The organism is Lyngbya sp. PCC 8106, assembly GCF_000169095.1.
Taxonomy (GTDB): domain Bacteria; phylum Cyanobacteriota; class Cyanobacteriia; order Cyanobacteriales; family Microcoleaceae; genus Capilliphycus.
Genome location: NZ_AAVU01000002.1, coordinates 138,676 through 159,180 on the forward strand (window position 1 = coordinate 138,676; position 20,505 = coordinate 159,180).

Genomic DNA, 20,505 nt, shown 5'->3' on the forward strand with positions numbered 1-20,505 from the left:
CCTGATAGCTATCTAAGCTTGACATGGCATCCAGCTAACAGTTGAGAGCGTTGAACTTCAAACGTTATTTGAAACATTTTTGAGTTTATTGCATCTCTAGTTTCACAAAAATTAATGATTGAATCACAAATTAACGGAATCTAAATTTCATCACTACAGGCAAATGATCGGAAGCTAAAATGTCTGTCACGACTTGCCATTCTATTGCTTCAATTTTATTTTGATTATAGAAGATATAATCAATAGTTCGATGAGGTTGATCAGAAGGATAAGTCCCATTTTCGGGATGATTTAGAGTTTTTGGGGGAAAAGCAGACTGAATTCCGGGTGTATTGAGAAATAGATTAATAGTGGGTTCTAGATTTATTTCTGAAGGCGGTTCGCTGTTAAAATCACCAATTAAAAGAACAGGATATTTTTGAGAAAAACTGAGAAAGAGTTCTAGTACAAATTGAGATTGTTTGAGGCGAGTGGGTTGATCAAAAGCTTCTAAATGAACATTAATTAAAATCAGAATATGGTTAGCAATTTTAATTCGGCTAACTTGGGCGAGTCTATCCAAATAAAACGCATTTTCATAAAAAGGCTTATTCGTAACTTGTTCTAACACAATGCGTTCATTTAACTCTATCGGATATCGACTCAAAATGGCTTGTCCTGACAACATTTTACCAAAATGTGCATAAATAGGAAATGTTGGAAAAGGAACATAATTATTATCCCAATTAATAGCAGTTGCTTGTACAGGAAACTTTAACGCCGTTGCTAACTCTTGAACTTGATTAACATCATAAGAACGTTGAGAGGCAAAATCTACTTCTTGCAAAGCAATAAAATCAGCATTGAACGGTTTTAAAGCTGCAATTGCTAGTTCTAAATTTTCATCGAATAACACTTTTTCCCGTTTGACTGCTTGATTATTCGTTAAACCCGAAAGATAACCAATATTATAAGTAATGACGGTATAGGTTTCTTTTGGTTTGCGTTGTAGTGGCAAATCAGAAGTTAAAATTTCCGCATATTTTGCTTGAGAATAACTCTTGGAACTTGCCCACCAATAGAAAAGAATAAAGCTAATCAAAAAAGTGGTAAAGATTAGCAACAAAAGCGTTATTAAGTCTGTCATTGTTGTTAAGGGCAATTCATGGAAATGGTTATAAAGTTGGAGTATCACTAGAGGTAAATTGAGTAACAACTAATCGTAAAATCGATAATCCGAGAACAATTAAAAACAACATTAATCCAATCGTACAAGCATAACCAATCTCTAAATTTTGAAACGCTTGTTCATAGAGATAATAGACAATTGTTTTGGAACTATTAAGCGGGCCACCTTGAGTCATAATATAAACTTCTTCAAATACTTTGGTCGCTGAAATTGCCGAAATAACCGCAACTAAAACAATATAAGGACGCATCAACGGAAGGGTAATATCCCAATGTTTTTGCCAACCCTCAGACCCCTCTAAACTTGCTGCTTCATATAATTCTACGGGAATAGATTGTAATCCGGCTAAATAAATAACCATATAATATCCTAACCCTTTCCAAATCGTTACCGCCATCACACTAAACAAGGCTAAATTAGGGCTGGTTAACCAAGGAATCGTGGGTAATTTAGACTCAGGAAGAACAAAAGATAAACTGTATTGGAGGAGTTGATTGAGTAAACCTGTTTCTGAATATAACCATTTCCATGCTAATCCTGCGACAACCATTGAAATGATAACCGGAACATAATAAGCGGTTCTAAACCAATTAATCCCCCGGATTTTTTGATTGACTAAAATCGCTAATCCTAACGGAAAAATTGCTAAAATTGGGACAACAAAAGTAATATAAAGAAATGTATTTTTTATCGTTTGCCAAAATACCTCGTCACTCCACAACCGTTGAAAGTTTTTTAATCCTATCCATTCTGGAGGTTGCAATAAATCATAACTAAATAAACTTAGATAAAAAGCCTGTAACGCTGGCCAAAATACCGTTAAGCCCAATATCAAAAGGGCGGGAAGTAAAAATAAATACGGTGTAAATTTTGGATTAATTTGTAGTTTCATCAATAGGTTTAAAAAAATCAAAAAGGATCATAATTCATTGAATATTGTTGGGGCGAATTCTACCCAAATTTATCTCTTTAAATAAACCCGCCTCTAGGAGAATTTTGAGGGTAGGGCGGGTATTAATAAATCTAGTCGAACTCACCTCTGCGGGATTTAATTTTGAGAGTCAGGTTTGATACTTGAAAATAACCCCCTCCAGTCTCCTGCTTGCTGACTATTTTGTTCGGCTTTGACCTCAAAGGTTACATTACAAGCTTGAGATTCATTTAATGCTTGAATACAAAGTTCAGCAATATCGTCTCGACTCACTTTACCTTTAATTGTATCTCCTTGTTCAAAGGTTAATGCTTTACCTCCCGCTTCTTCTGTTAACGCACAAGGTCGAATAATAGTGTAGGGAATTCCACTAGAACGAATGACATCTTCTCCTTTTAGTTTCCAGGTTAAAATCCCCCCTAATTGATCATTCATACGCACGGCTGGCGGTTCTTCTTCTAGGTTTAAACCGGGTTTTCCGGGGCGAGTGACTCCGGCTGAACTAATCTGAATAAACCGAGGATATTTTTGACCCCCATAAGCTTTGATTGTTTCAATTTGAAGTTGAAAACTTCCGGGAGAAAACTTAGGATTGAGTGCTTTATCATATTCAAACTTACTCAACATTAATTGAATAGAATAAACCGTATTGGAGTCAAATGGATCACCGTTTTCAACAGTTTTTGCCCGAAATACAGGAATTAATTGATCAAACGGAATCCGAATAGTTATGGGAATATTATATACTGTATCAAACGAATAACAGTAGGCAATACTATCCCATTTAGGATCATTCCGCAGAATAAATTTATAGCGCTTTCCATCTCCTTTAATCCGCATCTCAATGCCTTGATAACCGGACAAATTCATCGGGGGATCAAAATTGCGAGTTCGCACTGAAGCAAACCCTCCCGAATTCGCCGTCGAAACATTCCCGGTAAAGAAAGCCGCATCACCAATTAAACGAATAGAACTTTCACTTACACCCCCCATGACGACATCATCCAACGCACCCCAAGTTTCTTTTAAATCTTCTGTTGGTTTGCTAAAATCAAAGAGGAGTTTCTCACTACTATTTTTGAGATAGGGAAACGCAACATTGGTTAAATTTTGCATTCCTTCATATTCCACTTTTTCGGGAATATCAACTACTTCTGGCATATAAAATTTAATGCCTTGATAGTATTTTTCCCGAGTTGGGGTATCTCCTTCTATCGGTTGAACTTTAGTTCCGGTACAACAAATAATTGCCGTCACATCTTTCATCACTTGAGGGGTTAATGTTTCAGGAATGGTAATGTCAGCTTCAATTATTTCTACTGTATTTCCGAGGACTTTTTTCGCTCTTTTTGCATCTCGAACTAAAGCCCGAACGTTCATCCCCTGTTGCTGTAACCGCTTCACCACTCGTTTTCCTACACCTCCGGTGGCACCTGCGACTAATACCACTTCTGGCTTCGGTTGGGGTTTGTTTTTCTTGTTACCGAATAGCTCCTGAATCCAGCTTATACTACCAATAAAGGGAACCACACCAAAGTAACTTAAGGTTTTTAAAAGCCGCCCCGCATCCCAATTTGCTTTTGTTTGTTCTGACATTTGGATTACCCTGCCTCTTGTGTTAATTCTACTGTCTTCTATATTAAGATACGTTACAAACTGACGGTTGAGAGATCGGGGTGAGTTAGTCGAAATGCTGATTTCTGAGAACCTTCGCCCTTCTCATCCCTGAGACTGAGTTACACCAGGAGACGGTCACAAATTCCAAGTATTTGTGTTACGGTAAATCGGTGTAGATCTCACAGGAGTCCGATGGAAACAATAGATTGGGAAAATGTGATTGTTGGTGGACTGGCGATTGTCATTTTTATTGGCGGAATGTTGATGATGTTAACCAATATCTGGACAAGTGGTTTGCACAAAGACAAATAAGCCTAAATATTGACTTCATCTAGTCGGAACTCAATCTCAAATATCTGTAATGTCAAATATCTGTACACTCTTTCAGTGAGAACCACAAAATGCTAGATTTCAATACAATTGCAGAGTTTTCCCGTGCGAATTGTGGAACAATTTGTGCGTTTCTAGTTCCGGCTAATATTCTAGCAACTTTGCAAACTCTCATTTTTACGAAGGCGAAATCTTCTCCCGTTAAATTACAGTTAATGGTGGGATTTGCGAGTTTTTATGCGGTGTTAATGCTGCTACACATTTATACTTGGTTTACTGTTGGGATCGTGATGATGCCCACCTATATTTTACTGTCTTTGGGTGGATTTTGTTTAGCAACTAATATTTGGGCGATTGCTCATCCCAGCAGTTTATTGAGTCTGATGGAGATTGTGATTGCAACCGGGAAAAATTTGGGCAAAGGCTGGCGCAAAAAGTCTTATGATTTTCGGTCTGAAATTCGTGTAAGATAGAAAGTCGCCAAGCTACTTACGACGGTCTTAACTGTGAAGCTGTTTGTTTATCACACTCCCGAACTAACCCCCACTGATATGCCTGAATGCGCCATTGTCGTCGATGTGCTGCGGGCAACAACCACTATCGCCACTGCACTCAACGCCGGGGCTGAAGCGGTGCAAGTTTTTAGCGATGTTCAAGAATTGATGGAAGTCAGCGAAAAATGGCCGGCTGACAAACGAGTACGAATTGGGGAACGAGGCGGGAATAAGGTTGAAGGCTGCGACTTAGGCAATTCTCCCCTCAACGTCACCTCTGATATTGTCGAGGGAAAACGGTTATTTATGACCACCACCAACGGAACTCGGGCTTTACAACGGGTTCAAACTGCGCCGGTGGTGATTACTTCAGCTTTGGTTAATCGACAGGCTGTAGTCGAATATTTGATTACTAAACAGCCGGAAACCGTTTGGATAGTGGGTTCCGGTTGGCAAGGAAGCTATTCTCTCGAAGATACCGTTTGTGCAGGGGCCATTGCCGAGAGTTTTGTCACGGAAATGGGTTATCCTTTGGCGGATGTGGCGGGGAATGATGAAGTTTATGGGGCGATTTCACTGTATTTGCAGTGGCAATCTCAACTCTATCAACTGATGAACTGTGCAAGTCATGGTCAACGTTTAGTCGGATTAAAATGCTATGATGACTTGAAATATTGCGCTCAAACCGATACGCTAGATATTCTACCGATTCAAAGTGAACCGGGGGTTTTGGTGAAGTCGGATCTCCAAACTAAAAAGTTGCAATATTGGATGAACGATTCAAAAACTCAAAGTTGATAGATGTGAACAGCCCCCTAAACGTGATCACAGATTCCATTTTTACTCTCCCCAAACTCGAAAACGAGCAACTTGATCAACTTGCTATTCGCATTCATCAAGAACATCAACTTTGCATTAAATCTCCCAAAACTTCCCTGATTCATGCTTGCAATGCGGGAGCGTGGTTACTCAAAGCTCAACCTTTGGTTTTCACTCAAGCCTGGGAAAATTGGTTGAAAACGCAGTGTAATCTCACCTTACAAACCGCTCAAATGTATATGCGGATGGCGGGGAAATATCCTCAAGTTCAAGACAATATTGAACGTTCAATCTTACCTTCCCCAAACCCGAGTCAACCGGATTCTCCTCGCTTGTTAACCGAATCTAAAGTCGTTGCAGAAACAACAACTTCATCACCACCTACTCAACCTCAGTCTAAACCTTCTCCAGAGCCGCTAAAACAGCAACCTAGCCCTGTTTATCCCCCCAAGGAATCGGTTATAGAACCCATTATTGATGTTGATTTTACGCCGATTTCTGGGAAGTCTGAATCTAATTATGAACCTAATTCTACGGAAAATTTAGTTAGATTTTGTATTCCTGGAACAGTCGTTCCCAAAGCACGTCCTCGCGTGACTTCCAATGGAACTTATATGCCCAATCGTTATCGAGAATGGCGAAATCGGGCAGAAATTGAACTCTATCGTCAAATGTCTCAGTTTCACTCAACTCATAAATTCCCCTTACAAAAAGTCGCAGTTTCCCTTCGTTTCTTTGGCAACCATCGCACTAATTCTGACTTAGATAATATGGCGGGAGCGTGTTTAGATGCACTGACATTAAATGGGGCGGGAGTGTTAATGGATGATCGGTTGAGTTGTCTTCCTCGGTTAACCGTTGAATATGTTTCGGGAACAAAAGAAACAGGAGTTTGGATTGAAATTCAGCCCCTTTAATTCTAGCTATTTTGACTCTCTATTTTAACTTTTGGAATATTGTTAGGGTGAATCAGACTGTCTAACTGTTTGGAGATTTGTTCCGCTTTATTTAACACAATAAAATGCCCCCCGTGTTCACTCCAAAAGTCAGATTTGAGGAAACGAACGGGGAAAATTCGATCATTCAACCCATGAATATGATATAATTTGTCTGGGATAGAATCATTTTTCCACATCACAACTTTGTCAATCGCCCACTTAATAAAACCCGCATCAGTATCTCGCAAAATCGCTCTGAGTAACCGACGTTCATCAATTGTTTCTAAACTAAATAACCAAAATAGTATCCAATAAACCGCCCAAAGCAAGCTTTTAAATGGAAAGATGCGATGAATCGGAAATCGTCTAAAAAACTTAAAATAAGGCGGAATTTCTAACTGATTTTTGGTGCTAGAAATCAGGATAACTTTCTCGACTTCAATCTGTTTGGCAATTTCTACCGCCACAATTCCCCCAAACGAAAGCCCAACCACAATCGGATGATCTGATTTAATTTGAGCGGTTAAACGTTTGGCATAATCTTCGATTGACTCTCCTTTTTCTGGATCTAACCAATCAATATAAACAGGCTGATATCCTTTAATTTGTAATCGTTTGAATACCCGTCTATCCGCACCTAAACCACTAATAAAATAAATGTCTTTTAAGGTTTTTTGAAACTGTTCAACGTTTTCTTTCTGTTTGAATTCGGTCGAGTTTACCATCCTTTTTTAATCTAAAATAATAGTACACTTTAAGTCTGAACTCAGTTTTTTTTAAACTCATCTATAAAAAGACAGAGATCATAAGCTTTGATTAACTTTGCTCTAAATTATAACACAAGTTTTCTTTGAACCTGTTATCATGCGGTGATTGTATTCAGAGATTTGAGTATTTAACATCATGCAACTTTCTATCCTAACAAACTTTCGGGGTGAATTTGCAGCATTACTCGCCGCTTTTTTTTGGTCGCTGGCTTCGGTAGTTTATAGTCAAGTTGGAGAGAAAATTCCTGCCATTGGATTAAACTTAATTAAAGGCATTATTGCGATCGCTTTATTACTGTTAACGGTTGTTTTGCGAGGGAGTATATTCCCCGATATCGAATTAACAATCATCGGATTATTACTGCTAAGTGGTATTATTGGAATTGCCATCGGAGATAGTGCTTATTTGACAACGTTGAAATGTTTGGGGCCAAGACGAGCCTTATTGATGGAAACCTTAGCGCCCCCTCTGACGGCAATATTAGCGTTTATTTTCCTCCAAGAACGACTTCCGCTTTCAGCTTGGTTGGGGATTATTTTAACGGTTTTGGGAGTCGCTTGGGTGGTAACAGAACGAGTCGGAGAGGGTGTCTTCGGTTCAACCCATTTACGACGAGGATTATTCTTTGGGTTGCTTGCAGAAGTGTGTCAGGCCGTCGGAATTCTTTTATCTCACCTTGCCCTCACCCAAACCGAAATTAGCCCGTTATGGAGTACATTATTGCGCTTATCCGGTGGAACTGTGGTATTATTATTGTGGCTGTTTGTTAAACGTGAAAATGTGAATTTGTTGTTAAAACCTTTGCAGTCTAAACGCACATTTGCACTGCTGGGACTGGCAACATTTTTAGGCACATACTTGGGAATTTTGTTGCAACAAACGGCTTTGAAATTCACGGCTGCGGGTATTGCTCAGGCGCTTAATTCCACCAGTCCGTTGTTTGTATTACCCATTGCAGCGAGTCTGGGAGATCGAGTTAGCCTTAGAGCGATTTTCGGGGCAATCATTGCGATCGCAGGGATAGTATTATTGTTTCAAGGATCGTGAAACTAGGAGTCACAAACCTCAAACTGAGCCAACTCTTTCGGTAAACGAGACGCATAGGGAACAGCCGCACCTTTGGGGGCTAAAATACCCAAACCGTAGAAACATCCTTCTTCGTTGGTACAGTCTGCCATTCGCAAGCTTAACTCATAGTCATCGGTGTAGGGCGGTTCAAAGGTTAGCACCGATAAAACATCTTCTTCGGCGCCGAGTTCCTCTCCAGACAAGTTGGCGATGCGGAGTTGAACATCACTGCAATTTTCATCGCAATACCCCACAAACAGATACTCCACCGACGGATCGAGTTTAATCGTTAGAGGCGCACTAATTCTAGGAGGCCCTTTGCGAACAACCGGCCAGAAGATCAACTCATAACCGTCTCTCCCGGCTTCAGCCACCACCTCATTGAGTCTGCAAACGACGGTTTTTTCTTGTTCAGAAAGTTCTCGGGCGATCGCTGTTCCGAAGAACATTGTACCAACTAACAAGGTCATTCCCTGCCAAATCAAATGTTTGCGTTTCATCTAAAATCTTCTGGAAAAGGATAGTTGTTAGCAAATTTGCAATCTGAACTGGAGGATACCATATTTCAGTCAACACTCACCAGTGACCCGTTCTCTATAGCGCTTCGCTTTGTAGGAGATGATCAATTACCCCCACCAACCTCTCCCATCCCGACCCCTGCGGCACCTCCCTTAGAAAGGGAGGCAGGAGGAGGCCACTTTTGAACTCCCCTCGCCTCGTAGGAGAGGGGTTGGGGGAGAGGTCAACGCCTCCCCTCAAACATCTCCTCAGGAAACGGATTTTCACCCTTTTTCAGAGACTCTATCCAACCGTTTCGCTGTGCTTTTTCCTCCTCATTTCCCGCCAACTTAACGAACGTTTCAAAATCCTTAACAGCCCCGTCAAAATTACCCGTTAACGCACGGGCAACACCCCGACTATTATAAATCCATCCATTATCAGGCGCGAGTTCAACGGCTTTATTGCAAGCAAACATTACCTTCTCCGCCTGTTTATTAACGCTACCTTGCCAACACAGTTTATTCCAATCCGAGGCTTGAATTTCTAAATCAGAATCAAAATTTTGAGCTTGATTAAAAACTGCAATTGCTTCTTCAATTTGATCGCCTTGTACGAACGACTTTCCAATCCTCACTAAACTTACTGCTGACAGAGAACTGAAGTTCGAGTCAAGTTTAACGGCTTGTTTAAACTTAGAAACCGCTTCCTCAATTTTCCCCTGTGCTGCTGACTGTTCGCCCTGCAAAAACAAAGCCGTTGCCAAAGGTTCTACTTCACCACAAATATTTCGTTCCTTTTCTTCGAGGTTGGGGTTATTCTTCAGGTAATCACTCATCCAATTGCAAGCGTGATCGAGGAGTTGATCTCGGTTAAAGCGCCGCAATTTCACCGTGTTGTCACGACTCGCTGAAGCGAGCAATTTACCATCGGGGCTGAATGCCACACCCCAGACATCACCCTCATGCCCTTTGAAAGTTGAAACTAGAGTGCCATCAACTTTCCACAATTTTACCGTGTCGTCAACACTCGCGGTTGCGATCAATTTCCCGTCTGGGCTAAATGCAACATCTTTAACCATGCCCTTATGCTCCTCATCGAAAGTCTCCACCAAAGTGCCATCGGCTTTCCACAGTTTTACTGTCTTATCCGCCGAAGCGATCAATTTCCCGTCGGGGCTGAATGCCACACTGTTGACATCCTCTTCATGCCCTCTGAGCGTCGTAATTAGAGTACCATCAGATTTCCAGAGTTTCACCGTCTTGTCAACACTCGCGGTTGCAAGCAAATCCTCTTTTGGGCTGAATGCCACATCCAAGACATCATCCTCATGCTCTGTGAGCGTTGTAATTAGAGTGCCATCGGCTTTCCACAGTTTCACCGTTTTGTCAACACTCGCGGTTGCGAGCAAATTCCCATTCTGGCTGAATGAGACATTGATAACCCGATCCTCATGCCCTCTGAGCGTCGTAATTAAAGTGCCATCGGCTTTCCACAGTTTTACGGTCTTGTCCCGACTAGCGGTTGCGAGCAAATCCCCTTTTGGGCTGAACGTTACACCCCTGACCCAATTTTCATGCCCCTCCAAAGTATTAACTAAAGTGCCATCTGATTTCCACAGTTTCACTGTATTGTCAGCACTGGCGGTTGCAAGCAAATCTTCTTTTGGACTGAATGCCACACTCAAGACATCCTCTTTATGCCCTTTGAGCGTTTTAATAAAAGTGTCATCGGGTTTCCACAGTTTTACCGTCTTGTCAGAACTAGCGCTTGCAATCATATCCCCTTTGGGGCTGAATGCCACATCTAAGACCGAATCCTCATGCCCCTCTAAAATCCTAATTAGAGTGCCATCAGTTTCCCACAGTTTCACCGTGTTGTCAGAACTAGCGCTTGCGAGCAAATCCCCTTTGGGGCTAAATGCCACACTGTTGACTTTACTCTGATGCCCCTTTAAAGTGCTAATTAAAGTGCCATCAGGTTTCCACAGTTTCACTGTACTGTCATAACTAGCCGTTGCGAGCAAGTCCCCTTTTGGGCTGAACGTTACACCCCTGACCCAATTTTCATGCCCCTTTAAAGTTGTAATTAAAGTGCCATCTGATTTCCACAGTTTCACTGTATAGTCAGCACTGGCGGTTGCAAGCAAATCCCCCTTGGGGCTGAATGCCACACTCAAGACATCACCCTCATGCTCTGTGAGCGTGGTAATTAGAGTGCCATCGGGTTTCCACAATTTCACCGTTTTGTCATGACTAGCTGTTGCAATTAAATTCCCCAAAGGATGGAATGCCACACCCCTTACCCCACCCTCATGGTCTTTGAGGGTCGTAATTAAAGTGCCATCGGGTTTCCACAATTTCACTGTTTTGTCAGAACTAGCCGTTGCGAGCAAATCCCCTTTGGGGCTGAATGCCACATTGAGAACAAAATCTTTATGCCCCTCCAAAGTCTTAACAAAAGTGCCATCGGGTTTCCACAATTTCACTGTTTTGTCACCACTAGCCGTTGCGAGCAAATCCCCTTTGGGGCTGAATGCTATACCGAAGATGTCTTTTTCATGCCCCTCTAAGCTATTAATTTGTTTCTCTCCTGACCAGTTAACAATTTTTTCGAGGACGTTGGTAGCCTGTATCTGTGCTATTGTTCCATTTGCTCGTTTTTCGTGTTTGATAACTTCTAACTGTACGTCTAAGTTTTCCTCTCCAGAAACTAAGCGAGTATCTAAAAGGTTTATCTCTGCTTTTAGTTCTCCCATAAGAGCATTGTTCCACTGCCATACTGCTACTGCTGCCACTCCAGAAATTGCGACAAAACTTGCGGTCAAAAAGCCTGTGTTGCGCTGACGTTTACGCTGTTTATATTGCTGACTTTTTTGAATAAATTCTCGTTCGTCTGGAGACAGTTCATCCCGACGATTTTTCAGTTGTTCCTCTGCTTGACTCAGTGCCGCCCCCCGCAATAATAGTCCGTTATCTCGGTTTTTTTCCTGCCAATAACCCATAGAAGCCCGCAGTCGTTCTTGCCAGGTTCTAAATTCTCGGTCTGTTGCCATCCATTCCCTCAGTTGACCCCAGTTTCTAATTAATGCTTCGTGGACGACTTCGACGGTTTCCTGTTCTTTTATATTGTCCGGTTGGGGTTGGGAATTGTCTGTTATTTCACGGGTAATAACAGTCCGACTGGTGACAACTAACCGCGAATCTGCTAATTTTTTAACTAAATCCCAATTGCTGTCGTTTAATTCGGCTTTGGTGGCGACTCGTCGGGTGTCTTCGGTTCCCGCACCGGGACGAACTAACTGCACAAAGATTCGCCGAACTTGTTGTTTTTCCTGTTCATTAAGTTTACTAAATTTGTCGTCAGCATAACAAGTTAATGCGCCGGAAACTTCCCCAATGTTTTTATAAGCGTTATGGGTTAACTGTTTACCCTTTCGTTCTTTCCAGAGTTCCGTTAAGGCAAATTCTAATAACGGTAAATTTCCCGGTTGTTTATCCACATCATCAAGAATGCGTTCAACCAGTCCGCTTTCAAAACTCACGCCTAATTTTTGCGCGGGTTTTTCAATAATATCTCGCAGTTCATTTTCATTCATCGGCCCCAGCATAATATTACCTTTTTGCAAGACATCAGCTAAAGGTCGATAAGAAAGCGCATTTCCGAGAAAATCTGCCCGCATGGTGCCGACTAATACGGTTGATAAAGAAGATTGTTCCGCGAAAGATTTAAAAGTATTTAAGAGCGTATCGAGAAATTGACGTCGGATTTTTTCATCGTTACAAAGGGTGTAAAGTTCCTCAAATTGGTCGGCTATCAGTAAAATTCTGTTATGGGGATGATTGCGTTGAATGGTTGAAAAAACATCCGATAAAGGAACCGTATTATCTTGAAAATATCCCGCTAATTTACGAGCTTGTGCGATGCCGTCTGTTTTATCAAGATCGGGTTCGTAGAGGGGAACTAATGCTTGTGCAAGCGCATGAAATGGATCATTTCCCGGCCGAAAATGGGTAAATTGCCAATTTCCAGCTTGAACCAATTTCGGCACCAATCCCGCTAAAATTACCGAAGATTTCCCACTCCCAGACGCACCCAACACCGGAATAAAATTGCGGGTTTCGGTATATTGGTACAGTTCTTCGACAAAGACATCTCGCCCAAAGAAGTATTCTGAATTCTCGTAACTAAAATGATATAATCCTTGATAGGGACAGATTAAGTTATCCTCGGTATTGTCTTCGGTGAGTGTTGTAACGGTTTGTTGTTGATAATGATAGTTGTAGATGGTAATGATACGAGATTGATTAATATTTGCATTCCCCATCGCATTCACTGATGCTATGGCATTGTCATCTCCCGAAACATTCTTATTTCCAATACCCTGACTTTGATTAGATAAAGATTGATCGTTAGTTTCTTCACTCATAACTTACTCCAGATATACAGTTTATTGTTCAACCTAAATATCAGCCCCCTAAATCCCCCAATTCTGGGGGACTTTGAGTTAATACTCCCCCAAAGTTGGGGGTTGGGGGGCTATCCTAAAGTTGGGGGTTGGGGGGCTATCCTAAAGTTGGGGGTTGGGGGGCATTAAATCCAAACTTTCGCTAAAATTGCCGCAACTTTCATCACGGGTTCGGCAAGAGTTTCAACACCTTCTAATCCTTTTTTAAGTGCTTCAACAGCTTCATCTATTAAACTTTTGTCAGGTTGAGGTTTTTTGAGTTCTGTTTCAATCATTTCAACAGGAAACTCTGCTTGTTTTTTCTGAATTGAGTTGAGCGCATTGGTTGCAGAAATTTCCTGTTTCAGTTTTTTAAGTTCATTTAATGCTGCTTCTAATTCGGGATTTTGTCCGAGAGTTTGCGTGTTCTGACTTTGATCAATATTAACATCACCGCCAGCATTAGCCGGAGCAACATAATTATTACTACCGCTAAAATTAAAGTCGCCGATAGATTGTGATTTATTGATCGATTGAGGATTTTCTTGAGGAGATGTCATGGCTTTATTAGGTTCGTTGGTCGAATTCATAGCTGACGTTTTACTTCTCGGTCTATATTTAATTTGGGGTTTATCAACTTCAGAAATAGCGTTTAAATCAATTAAAGTTCGACCCGATTCAAAACAATTGTTGTAGGGTTCTCCCGCCCCTAACGCCCGATAAAACCCAACTGCGAATTTAATCGCGGCTTCGTCTCCTATGGCTTGATTCATCCCGACAACACAATCAATATGTTGATGAATGGCTTTCGCTTGAATTTCACTATAACAAGCGTTTAGTAATACACATTCAACTTCCGTTTGAAATGCTTGAAATAATCGGGCTAACGCATCTTCGCTTACCAATACACTTCGCCCCGAATTGTCTTCTAAAATTAACCCATCATTTCCCGAACCATGACCGGAAAAGTGTACAATTGTGGGATGATAATCATAGAGGGTTTGTTGTAAATCATCAATCTGAACTGCTCCCACCTGAATCACAGTAAATTCGTCTCTGTGATTTGATTTTCTGAGAGTTTGTTGAATCTCCCTGACTTCTTTATCCAAACGTAAACGAGTTGTATCTGCGGGATTAGCCGAAAGAATTAAGATAGTTTTCATAGGTTAGATGCACAGAGTCAAATAGAGGGCTGAGGACAGACATTGCTAAGTGCAGGTGTAACTCGATTTTTACTCCAATATTAAGGGATGTCAAGTGAGTTCAAGACGAATCTCATTAACTCTTTATTTTTAGATGTCTATTGATCTCCAAAGTAGATCCAATAACATCCCCGAAGCAAGCGACTATTTCAAACACCTGAAAAGACCTTTCACTATTTATTTGAGGCTTAGATAGGGTTGTTAAACTTAGGGGAATTCCCAGAACTTTAGAGGTTTCATTGAGAACATATTGACTCAAAGATAGTCACTATAGGAAGTCGATAAAAAATCAGAGGGTTGAGAAAATATCAGGTAATATCAGATCTCAATCTTGATCTAGATAGATGGGTTTTTCTGGATATTGAGTGACGTGGACTAAGTTGGACTGAGTTGGACAGGTGAAACGTTACAGATACTCTCTCTCTCAGAAGGGATAGATTTACAGTCTTTTTTGATTACTCTCAGGAATTGAACTTTCCGGAGTTGTGGTTATAGAGAGGTCACCACTAATCGGGGACATTAATATGAAGTTAAAATTCTATTCTCCTAGCATCTTTGCGACTCTGGCGACAACTCTCTTAAGTTTGATTGTTGTTCCTGAGATGTCTTTGGCTACTCCTGTAAAAACGCCTCTCCTTCAACGAGAAACTTCCCAAGTGAATTTTCGGGGTCAAACCCCCTCAGCAACTGAAGCAGGAGCCGAATATATTGTTTATATGCAGGACAAAAATGACCAAGTTCGGGGTTTGGTTTATATCCAAAATTCTGATATTGGCGCTTGTTTTCAAGGGAATTATCAGTCAGCAACTCGTCAAATTGAAAATCTCACCTATGCTTATCCGGTTATGGGAGATGAACAAGTGAAGGGTTGGGAAATGAATGTGTCTAATCAGAGTTTAGATGTAGAAGACTATTCTCATACTTTTACGGCGAATCAAATCAGTGAAGGCGCACAAGATTGGTTTAATCAATGTGTGGAATTGTTTAATTAATGACTTAATTAAGGTGTATTTTCGGGTTCTGAAGGTTCAGGATTTTGAGGCGGTTCAATACTGGGTTCTGAAGGAGAATTTTCCGTTTCAGGTAGGTTTTGAGTATTAGGTTCAGAACTTTCAGTTTCGGGTACTGTTTCTGAGGGCTGAGGAGGAGTTTCTGTCTCGGCTTGTTCGGGTTCAGCTTGGGGAAGTTCCCACTCCTCTAACGGGCGGTTAATCGCTGAGATAATTCCTTCTGGAATGACTAATATTGAGAGTTCTTCTTCGGTTTTGGGTGTGTTTGTTTGACCATAAACTGAACGACCACTAAAGTCTTTTGTTCCTATTGTTAGCTTATATGTTTCTTCGTTTTTGAGTTTAACTTCGACAGTTTGTTGAGAATTCTCTAAACCATATTGAGATAATTCTTCTGGGGAAACAGTGAGGCGACGCAAACCTAAACTGGGTTCTTCAGGGATACTTTGATCAGTGACTAATTGATTTAATAAAAAGTCTACAGTTGCTTGATTTGCTAAGGTTTGAACAGGTTGAGTCAGTTTCCAGGGAGATTGTTCTGGGTTGTCTTCTTTGGAAATCCGTTCAACTATTATCGTTTGTTCTGGTGTTTGTACGGTGACTGACTGAACATCATCTCGGGAGAAGGAAAAAATCTGTTTCTCTATTGCTTGAATTTCTTGCTGTTGAGATGTTCGCTGAACCTCAAAAACATAAACATATCCGGCTAAACCGAGCGCAACAAGCATTAAAATCAGAGTAGAACGCTGAAACTTCATGGGATTTTTACAAGATTTAAAATCATCAGGTCAATCAAAGAATGAGTTAAATCCTCTAGTCTGTCCAATATAGATGACAATACAGATGATTATTTAACCGAATTTGCAGAATTGACAGTTGAGCTAGAATCATATAAATAAAGTTACTACTTTTCATTCATAATTGAGCCACTAATCTCATCTATATTGCAGAGGTTATAACAATTTGTCAACAAAGGGAAGAAAAATCATCTAAATATTCCCTGATGGGTTTAAACTCATTCTTTAAAGAGCAATACCATTTTTTTGTGCAATGCTCAACTCTCAGCTCAGGATTGATCTTATCCGAATTATTGTTCTCTCCCTACTTTACACCAGTGCTGCTAAGTTTGGGCAGATTTTTTCGGTTGTTGGGGGAAGTGTTACTCTTGTTTGGCTTCCTGCGGGTATTGGGTTAGCAGCTTTATTAATTTATGGTTATCGTGTATGGCTGGGTATTTTCTGCGGTGTCATTCTTGCTAATCTCTCTTTTTCCTTACCTATTTTGACAATACTGGCGATGGCGACAGGTTCATCACTGGGAGGAGTTGTAGGGGCTTATTTGCTAAAAAAGCAACACTTTCACCCCGAACTTAACCGCATCAAAGATGCTTTAAATCTAATTATATACGGAGCCGGGTTCAGTCCCATCCTGAGTTCACTCATTGATGTTCCGAGTTTATGGTTAAGTGGAGTCACACCACAGGGAGAACTGGCTTTATTTTGGTTACAGTTTATTATGGGAGATGCTATGGGGGTATTAGTCATGACTCCCGTTTGTATTACTTGGGCTTCCCTGCGTAACCACAAGTTATCTTTTCAACGCAAAACCGAAGCGATAATTCTATTTTCTTCTCTAACTTTGAGTTGTGGAATTGTTTTTAACGGTTGGTTTTTGTCTCGGAGTATCGTTTTACCTGCTTTTCTCGTCTATCCTTTTTTAGTTTGGGCGCCGTTGCGGTTCGAGACTCGGGGTGCTTCTACGGCTATTTTTATCATTTCTGGATTTGCTTTGTTTGGGGTTACTCATCAGGTTGGCCCTTTTATCTCCCCTTCACTGCTGAATACTTTAATTTTAGTCTGGTTATTTGTCAACGTTGCTGCAATTGTTAGTTTAGTCTTAGCCGCTTCTATTGGTGAACTCAAAACAGCTAAACATTACCTCGAACAACTGGCTTTACATGACTCATTAACTGGACTTGATAACCGTCTATTATTGATGGAAAAATTAGCGGAGAGTTTAGCGACCGTTCAGCGTTATAATACTCAAAGTGCGATCATTTATCTAGATCTCGATGGCTTTAAACCCATTAACGATACATTCGGACATGAAGCCGGGGATTTTGTTTTGATCGAAGTTGCGAAACGTCTGAGATCTTGTGTCAGGGAAGTCGATACTGTTGCTCGACTGGGGGGTGACGAATTTGTGGTTTTGTTGCACAATCTCAGTGATACCGATACAGTTCAACAGATTGCTGATAGAATTGTTGAGACGATCAATGCTTCCATAAACTTATTTGGCACAACAGTTAACGTCGGAGTCAGTATGGGAATTGCTTTGATTCCTCAAGATGGGAAATATCCTCACCAACTGCTAAAAAATGCAGATAAAGCTATGTATTTAGCTAAACAACAGGGTAAAAATCAATATCAATTTTTTTCAGAACGAGTGTGAGTGTGTTTATAGCGGCTAATTTGTTGATGATTTTGTTGTGTCTAAGCGTGATTATAGAACATCCTCACCGAAGAATAAGATTATCTTCGTCGCCACCACAAAATTGCTGCGGTGATGAATCCAAATAAGGGTAAAATCACTAAAGCAGCCCAACTGATTGATCGTCCTAAAACTGGAGTCATGGCGATGCGACGGTTAGTCACAGGTTTCGGACGGATAGAGAGTGTGGCTTGATCTGGTTTACTTAACCAACTCACGGTGTTGATGAACATATCTCCATTGAGTTGTTGTTCAAACCAACCATTTGTCGCAAATTGAGAATTTCCCAATACCACTAACCTTGCTTCTGTGGTTTCTGGGGTTTCTTCTGTTGTTTCTGCGGTTGTTTCTTCTGGAGTTTCTGCGGTTGTTTCTGCTGTTGTTTCTTCTGAATTTTCTGGAGTTTCTTCAGTTGTTTCTGCTGTTGTTTCTTCTGAATTTTCTGGAGTTTCTGCGGTTGTTTCTGCGGTTGTTTCTTCTGAATTTTCTGGAGTTTCTGGGGTTGCTTCAGTTGTTTCTGCGGTTGTTTCTTCTGAAGTTTCTGGAGTTTCTGCGGTTGCTTCTTCTGAAGTTTCTGCGGTGTTTTCTGCGGCTTCAGACGTTGGAGAAGAAGTTTGAGAAACCTCTACCTCTACAGGTTTTGTTAACGCCACTCCTAATGATAACGGCCCTTTGCGATCGCTATCTGGATTAAACTCTAACTCCCGACTGGCTAAATTCGTTTCCGCCCAACTCTCTGCTTCTGTCCAAATCAGAGGACTTTCTGTGATCCCCTCAACAGTGCGAGTTTCCACCGGACGAGCTAAAGGATAAAAAGAAATGCCATTATTAAACTCTTGAGTAATCGGATGTTCACCATATTCTCGTACAATAGGAACAGTCGGCCCAAGTCCAACTAACCGACCGCTTCCAGTTGCATCAATCGCCAGGCGATCATCAATTTTTACACCCCATTTGTCTAATAACTCATTTAACCCCGGTTCAGTTTTGGGGTCAATCATCACAAACAAACTTCCGCCTTGTTCCAAATACTCGTCTAACGCTTCGACTTCTCCTTCAAATAACGGACGTTGTGGCCCGGCAACAACAATCACATCGGCATCTTCAGGAATCGTAGACTGTTGAGTTAGAGTCAGAGGTTCAATCACAAAGTTCTTCTCGCCTAAAGCATTAACCGCATTTTGTAAACCGCCTTGTCCATCAGTTAACGGACGTTCACCGTGACCTTGTAGAAAGTAGATTTTGGGAATACGGTTACTCAGAAGTTGTTCAATCCCGTTAGTCAGTTGGGCTTCGGTGAGTGCTTGTGAACTTTCCTTTTGCAGTGATTGGCGTTGATCTCCTGACTCCAAATAGACTGCACCAAATTCACTCACTCCGTACTCTTGAGCAACTCCCGGTTGGGCTTGCGGATCGACAAATTCATAGTTAAACTGTTCGGGAGCAATGCGACGATACTGATCTAAAAGTTCTTTGGCTTGGGGGTTTCCAGACCGATCAAAAACCAGAACTTTAATCGGTTGTTCTAAATTGGTTAAAAGCGTTTGAGTTTGAGGTGCCAGGGTAAATTGTTGGTTTTCAGTTAAGTCAAGACGAACTACATGACGAACCGCCAAAAAGTTAATCAACCCCACAATTAAAAAAACAGAAACCGTCGCCGCAAAAGCATTTGTTCCGGCTTGAGTGGAACGACGACTCCAATAAGGATGTTTGAGACTATCGCCTTGACGAAAATAGACTCGAAACAAAAACCACAACCCAATAATTACCACCCCAGCAATCATTAACCCCAGTGGAACAGGTTCCCAACTACCGGAAACAAACCCGGCGGACAAGCCCATAATAATTAAAACTGGGCCTAGCCAAAAGGTATACTTTAAAAACTTCCAACTGGGTGCTGTTTTCTGTTTCATAAAATTTAGTAACGCTGGAAGCGCAGGGCATCAATGGACTGGGCGGTGAGAAATACTCCTAAAATAATATAACTCCCAAATAGAATTAGGCTACTGGTATCTAAAACCCCTCTGATTAAGTTGGTATAGTTGGAAATCAACGATAGATGAGCTAAAGCACTTCCAAAGTTGCCCCCGACGCTATTGCCGATGATATCGATCACCCACAAAAATAAAACTAAGGCAAAGGTCAAAATAGCCGATAAGATTGTACTTTCGGTCAGAGAGGAGATGAACATTCCCAGTGAGAGAACCCCACCTGCGAGTAATATTAACCCGGCATGGGCAGTTAGGAAAATTGCGGGAGACATGGGGGGTTCAGCCGCACTCAGGGCAACTGCTTCTAATGCCATTAACGGTAAAATCATTGTGGCGTAAAACGTGAGAACGCCGAGTAATTTACCCGTGGCGACGACCCAGTTTGTCACCGGAGATGTGGCGAGCAATTCTAGGGTTCCCCGTTTGCGTTCTTCAGCGTAGAGTCCCATCGACAGCATGGGCAAAACAAACAACGACATCGAACCCATGAGTCGCAAAAAGACTTGTAGAAATTCGTAGGGTAAGTCAATGGGGGGGTCAGTAATTCCCGACTGATCAAGAAGGGCGACTTGTTGAATTAAACCATCTGGCCCTAACAAAACGGCAACAAAGAAATATCCCGTCAACACCCAAAAGACTCCGGCGATCGCATAGGCCAGCGGAGAGGCAAAGTAACTTTGGAGTTCTTTACGATAAATCGCAACAAGGCTGCTGAGGGTGACAAGCATAATAAT

General features: G+C 41.3%; 16 protein-coding genes. 6 read left to right on the plus strand and 10 right to left on the minus strand.

The annotated features are described in order from the left end of the window. Nucleotides 1-130 precede the first annotated feature (130 nt). The 3 genes from L8106_RS01705 to L8106_RS01715 form a co-directional block, all read right to left on the minus strand. Nucleotides 131-1,126, minus strand: a complete 996-nt coding sequence (locus L8106_RS01705; RefSeq protein ID WP_009782430.1) for an endonuclease/exonuclease/phosphatase family protein — start codon at nucleotides 1,124-1,126, stop codon at nucleotides 131-133. 28 nt (nucleotides 1,127-1,154) lie between these two features. Then, the gene (locus tag L8106_RS01710) at nucleotides 1,155-2,060 is read right to left on the minus strand and encodes a carbohydrate ABC transporter permease (RefSeq protein ID WP_009782431.1); all 906 of its coding nucleotides are present in this window, start codon (nucleotides 2,058-2,060) and stop codon (nucleotides 1,155-1,157) included. 156 nt (nucleotides 2,061-2,216) lie between these two features. Then, the gene (locus L8106_RS01715; protein ID WP_009782432.1) at nucleotides 2,217-3,695 is read right to left on the minus strand and encodes a CIA30 family protein; all 1,479 of its coding nucleotides are present in this window, start codon (nucleotides 3,693-3,695) and stop codon (nucleotides 2,217-2,219) included. Between the two features lie 422 nt (nucleotides 3,696-4,117). Here L8106_RS01715 and L8106_RS01720 point away from each other — a divergent pair, with 422 nt between their 5' ends. The 3 genes from L8106_RS01720 to L8106_RS01730 are packed head-to-tail and all read left to right on the plus strand — an operon-like array spanning nucleotide 4,118 to nucleotide 6,276. Beyond that, complete coding sequence (locus tag L8106_RS01720) at nucleotides 4,118-4,519, plus strand: hypothetical protein (protein ID WP_009782434.1); 402 nt, start codon at nucleotides 4,118-4,120, stop codon at nucleotides 4,517-4,519. Nucleotides 4,520-4,552: 33 nt separating this feature from the next. After that, nucleotides 4,553-5,338, plus strand: a complete 786-nt coding sequence (locus tag L8106_RS01725) for a 2-phosphosulfolactate phosphatase family protein (protein WP_009782435.1) — start codon at nucleotides 4,553-4,555, stop codon at nucleotides 5,336-5,338. Between the two features lie 5 nt (nucleotides 5,339-5,343). Beyond that, on the plus strand, nucleotides 5,344-6,276 hold the full coding sequence (locus L8106_RS01730; RefSeq protein WP_232228412.1) for a RusA family crossover junction endodeoxyribonuclease: 933 nt from the start codon (nucleotides 5,344-5,346) through the stop codon (nucleotides 6,274-6,276). Between the two features lie 2 nt (nucleotides 6,277-6,278). Here the strand turns inward: L8106_RS01730 and L8106_RS01735 are convergent, their stop codons facing one another. After that, a complete protein-coding gene (locus tag L8106_RS01735) occupies nucleotides 6,279-7,022 on the minus strand; it encodes an alpha/beta hydrolase (protein WP_009782437.1) in 744 nt (247 codons plus the stop codon). Nucleotides 7,023-7,200: 178 nt separating this feature from the next. Between L8106_RS01735 and L8106_RS01740 the strand changes: the two genes are divergently transcribed. Beyond that, nucleotides 7,201-8,112: a DMT family transporter gene (locus L8106_RS01740; RefSeq protein WP_009782438.1), complete on the plus strand. Its 912-nt coding sequence runs from the start codon at nucleotides 7,201-7,203 to the stop codon at nucleotides 8,110-8,112. 2 nt (nucleotides 8,113-8,114) lie between these two features. Here the strand turns inward: L8106_RS01740 and L8106_RS01745 are convergent, their stop codons facing one another. The 3 genes from L8106_RS01745 to L8106_RS01755 form a co-directional block, all read right to left on the minus strand. Beyond that, nucleotides 8,115-8,633: a hypothetical protein gene (locus L8106_RS01745; protein WP_009782439.1), complete on the minus strand. Its 519-nt coding sequence runs from the start codon at nucleotides 8,631-8,633 to the stop codon at nucleotides 8,115-8,117. 242 nt (nucleotides 8,634-8,875) lie between these two features. Then, entirely contained in the window at nucleotides 8,876-13,060 is a 4,185-nt protein-coding gene (locus L8106_RS01750; protein WP_009782440.1) for a WD-40 repeat protein, read from the minus strand. A 164-nt stretch (nucleotides 13,061-13,224) separates the two neighbouring features. Beyond that, complete coding sequence (locus L8106_RS01755; protein WP_009782442.1) at nucleotides 13,225-14,241, minus strand: CHAT domain-containing protein; 1,017 nt, start codon at nucleotides 14,239-14,241, stop codon at nucleotides 13,225-13,227. 563 nt (nucleotides 14,242-14,804) lie between these two features. Here L8106_RS01755 and L8106_RS32725 point away from each other — a divergent pair. Next, complete coding sequence (locus L8106_RS32725; protein ID WP_009782443.1) at nucleotides 14,805-15,272, plus strand: hypothetical protein; 468 nt, start codon at nucleotides 14,805-14,807, stop codon at nucleotides 15,270-15,272. Nucleotides 15,273-15,280: 8 nt separating this feature from the next. On the opposite strand, the gene L8106_RS01765 is transcribed toward L8106_RS32725, so the two are convergent. After that, nucleotides 15,281-16,048 (minus strand): DUF4340 domain-containing protein, encoded by a 768-nt coding sequence (locus L8106_RS01765; RefSeq protein ID WP_009782444.1) that lies wholly within the window; start codon nucleotides 16,046-16,048, stop codon nucleotides 15,281-15,283. Between the two features lie 292 nt (nucleotides 16,049-16,340). On the opposite strand from L8106_RS01765, the gene L8106_RS01770 reads away from it, so the two are divergent. Then, a complete protein-coding gene (locus L8106_RS01770; protein WP_009782445.1) occupies nucleotides 16,341-17,741 on the plus strand; it encodes a diguanylate cyclase domain-containing protein in 1,401 nt (466 codons plus the stop codon). An 80-nt stretch (nucleotides 17,742-17,821) separates the two neighbouring features. Here L8106_RS01770 and L8106_RS01775 read toward each other — a convergent pair whose 3' ends face one another. Further along, nucleotides 17,822-19,693, minus strand: a complete 1,872-nt coding sequence (locus L8106_RS01775) for a Gldg family protein (protein WP_009782446.1) — start codon at nucleotides 19,691-19,693, stop codon at nucleotides 17,822-17,824. A 5-nt stretch (nucleotides 19,694-19,698) separates the two neighbouring features. Continuing rightward, entirely contained in the window at nucleotides 19,699-20,499 is an 801-nt protein-coding gene (locus tag L8106_RS01780) for an ABC transporter permease (RefSeq protein WP_009782447.1), read from the minus strand. Nucleotides 20,500-20,505 lie beyond the last annotated feature (6 nt).

Excerpts from the sequence above, each read along its gene's own strand:
- L8106_RS01735 (WP_009782437.1), bottom strand. The coding sequence starts at position 7,022 with ATGGTAAACTCGACCGAATTCAAACAGAAAGAAAACGTTGAACAGTTT.
- L8106_RS01710 (WP_009782431.1), bottom strand. The coding sequence starts at position 2,060 with ATGAAACTACAAATTAATCCAAAATTTACACCGTATTTATTTTTACTT.
- L8106_RS01755 (WP_009782442.1), bottom strand. The coding sequence starts at position 14,241 with ATGAAAACTATCTTAATTCTTTCGGCTAATCCCGCAGATACAACTCGT.
- L8106_RS01705 (WP_009782430.1), bottom strand. The coding sequence starts at position 1,126 with ATGACAGACTTAATAACGCTTTTGTTGCTAATCTTTACCACTTTTTTG.
- L8106_RS01750 (WP_009782440.1), bottom strand. The coding sequence starts at position 13,060 with ATGAGTGAAGAAACTAACGATCAATCTTTATCTAATCAAAGTCAGGGT.
- L8106_RS01780 (WP_009782447.1), bottom strand. The coding sequence starts at position 20,499 with ATGCTTGTCACCCTCAGCAGCCTTGTTGCGATTTATCGTAAAGAACTC.
- L8106_RS01775 (WP_009782446.1), bottom strand. The coding sequence starts at position 19,693 with ATGAAACAGAAAACAGCACCCAGTTGGAAGTTTTTAAAGTATACCTTT.
- L8106_RS01740 (WP_009782438.1), top strand. The coding sequence starts at position 7,201 with ATGCAACTTTCTATCCTAACAAACTTTCGGGGTGAATTTGCAGCATTA.
- L8106_RS01765 (WP_009782444.1), bottom strand. The coding sequence starts at position 16,048 with ATGAAGTTTCAGCGTTCTACTCTGATTTTAATGCTTGTTGCGCTCGGT.
- L8106_RS01715 (WP_009782432.1), bottom strand. The coding sequence starts at position 3,695 with ATGTCAGAACAAACAAAAGCAAATTGGGATGCGGGGCGGCTTTTAAAA.
- L8106_RS01770 (WP_009782445.1), top strand. The coding sequence starts at position 16,341 with ATGCTCAACTCTCAGCTCAGGATTGATCTTATCCGAATTATTGTTCTC.
- L8106_RS01745 (WP_009782439.1), bottom strand. The coding sequence starts at position 8,633 with ATGAAACGCAAACATTTGATTTGGCAGGGAATGACCTTGTTAGTTGGT.
- L8106_RS32725 (WP_009782443.1), top strand. The coding sequence starts at position 14,805 with ATGAAGTTAAAATTCTATTCTCCTAGCATCTTTGCGACTCTGGCGACA.
- L8106_RS01720 (WP_009782434.1), top strand. The coding sequence starts at position 4,118 with ATGCTAGATTTCAATACAATTGCAGAGTTTTCCCGTGCGAATTGTGGA.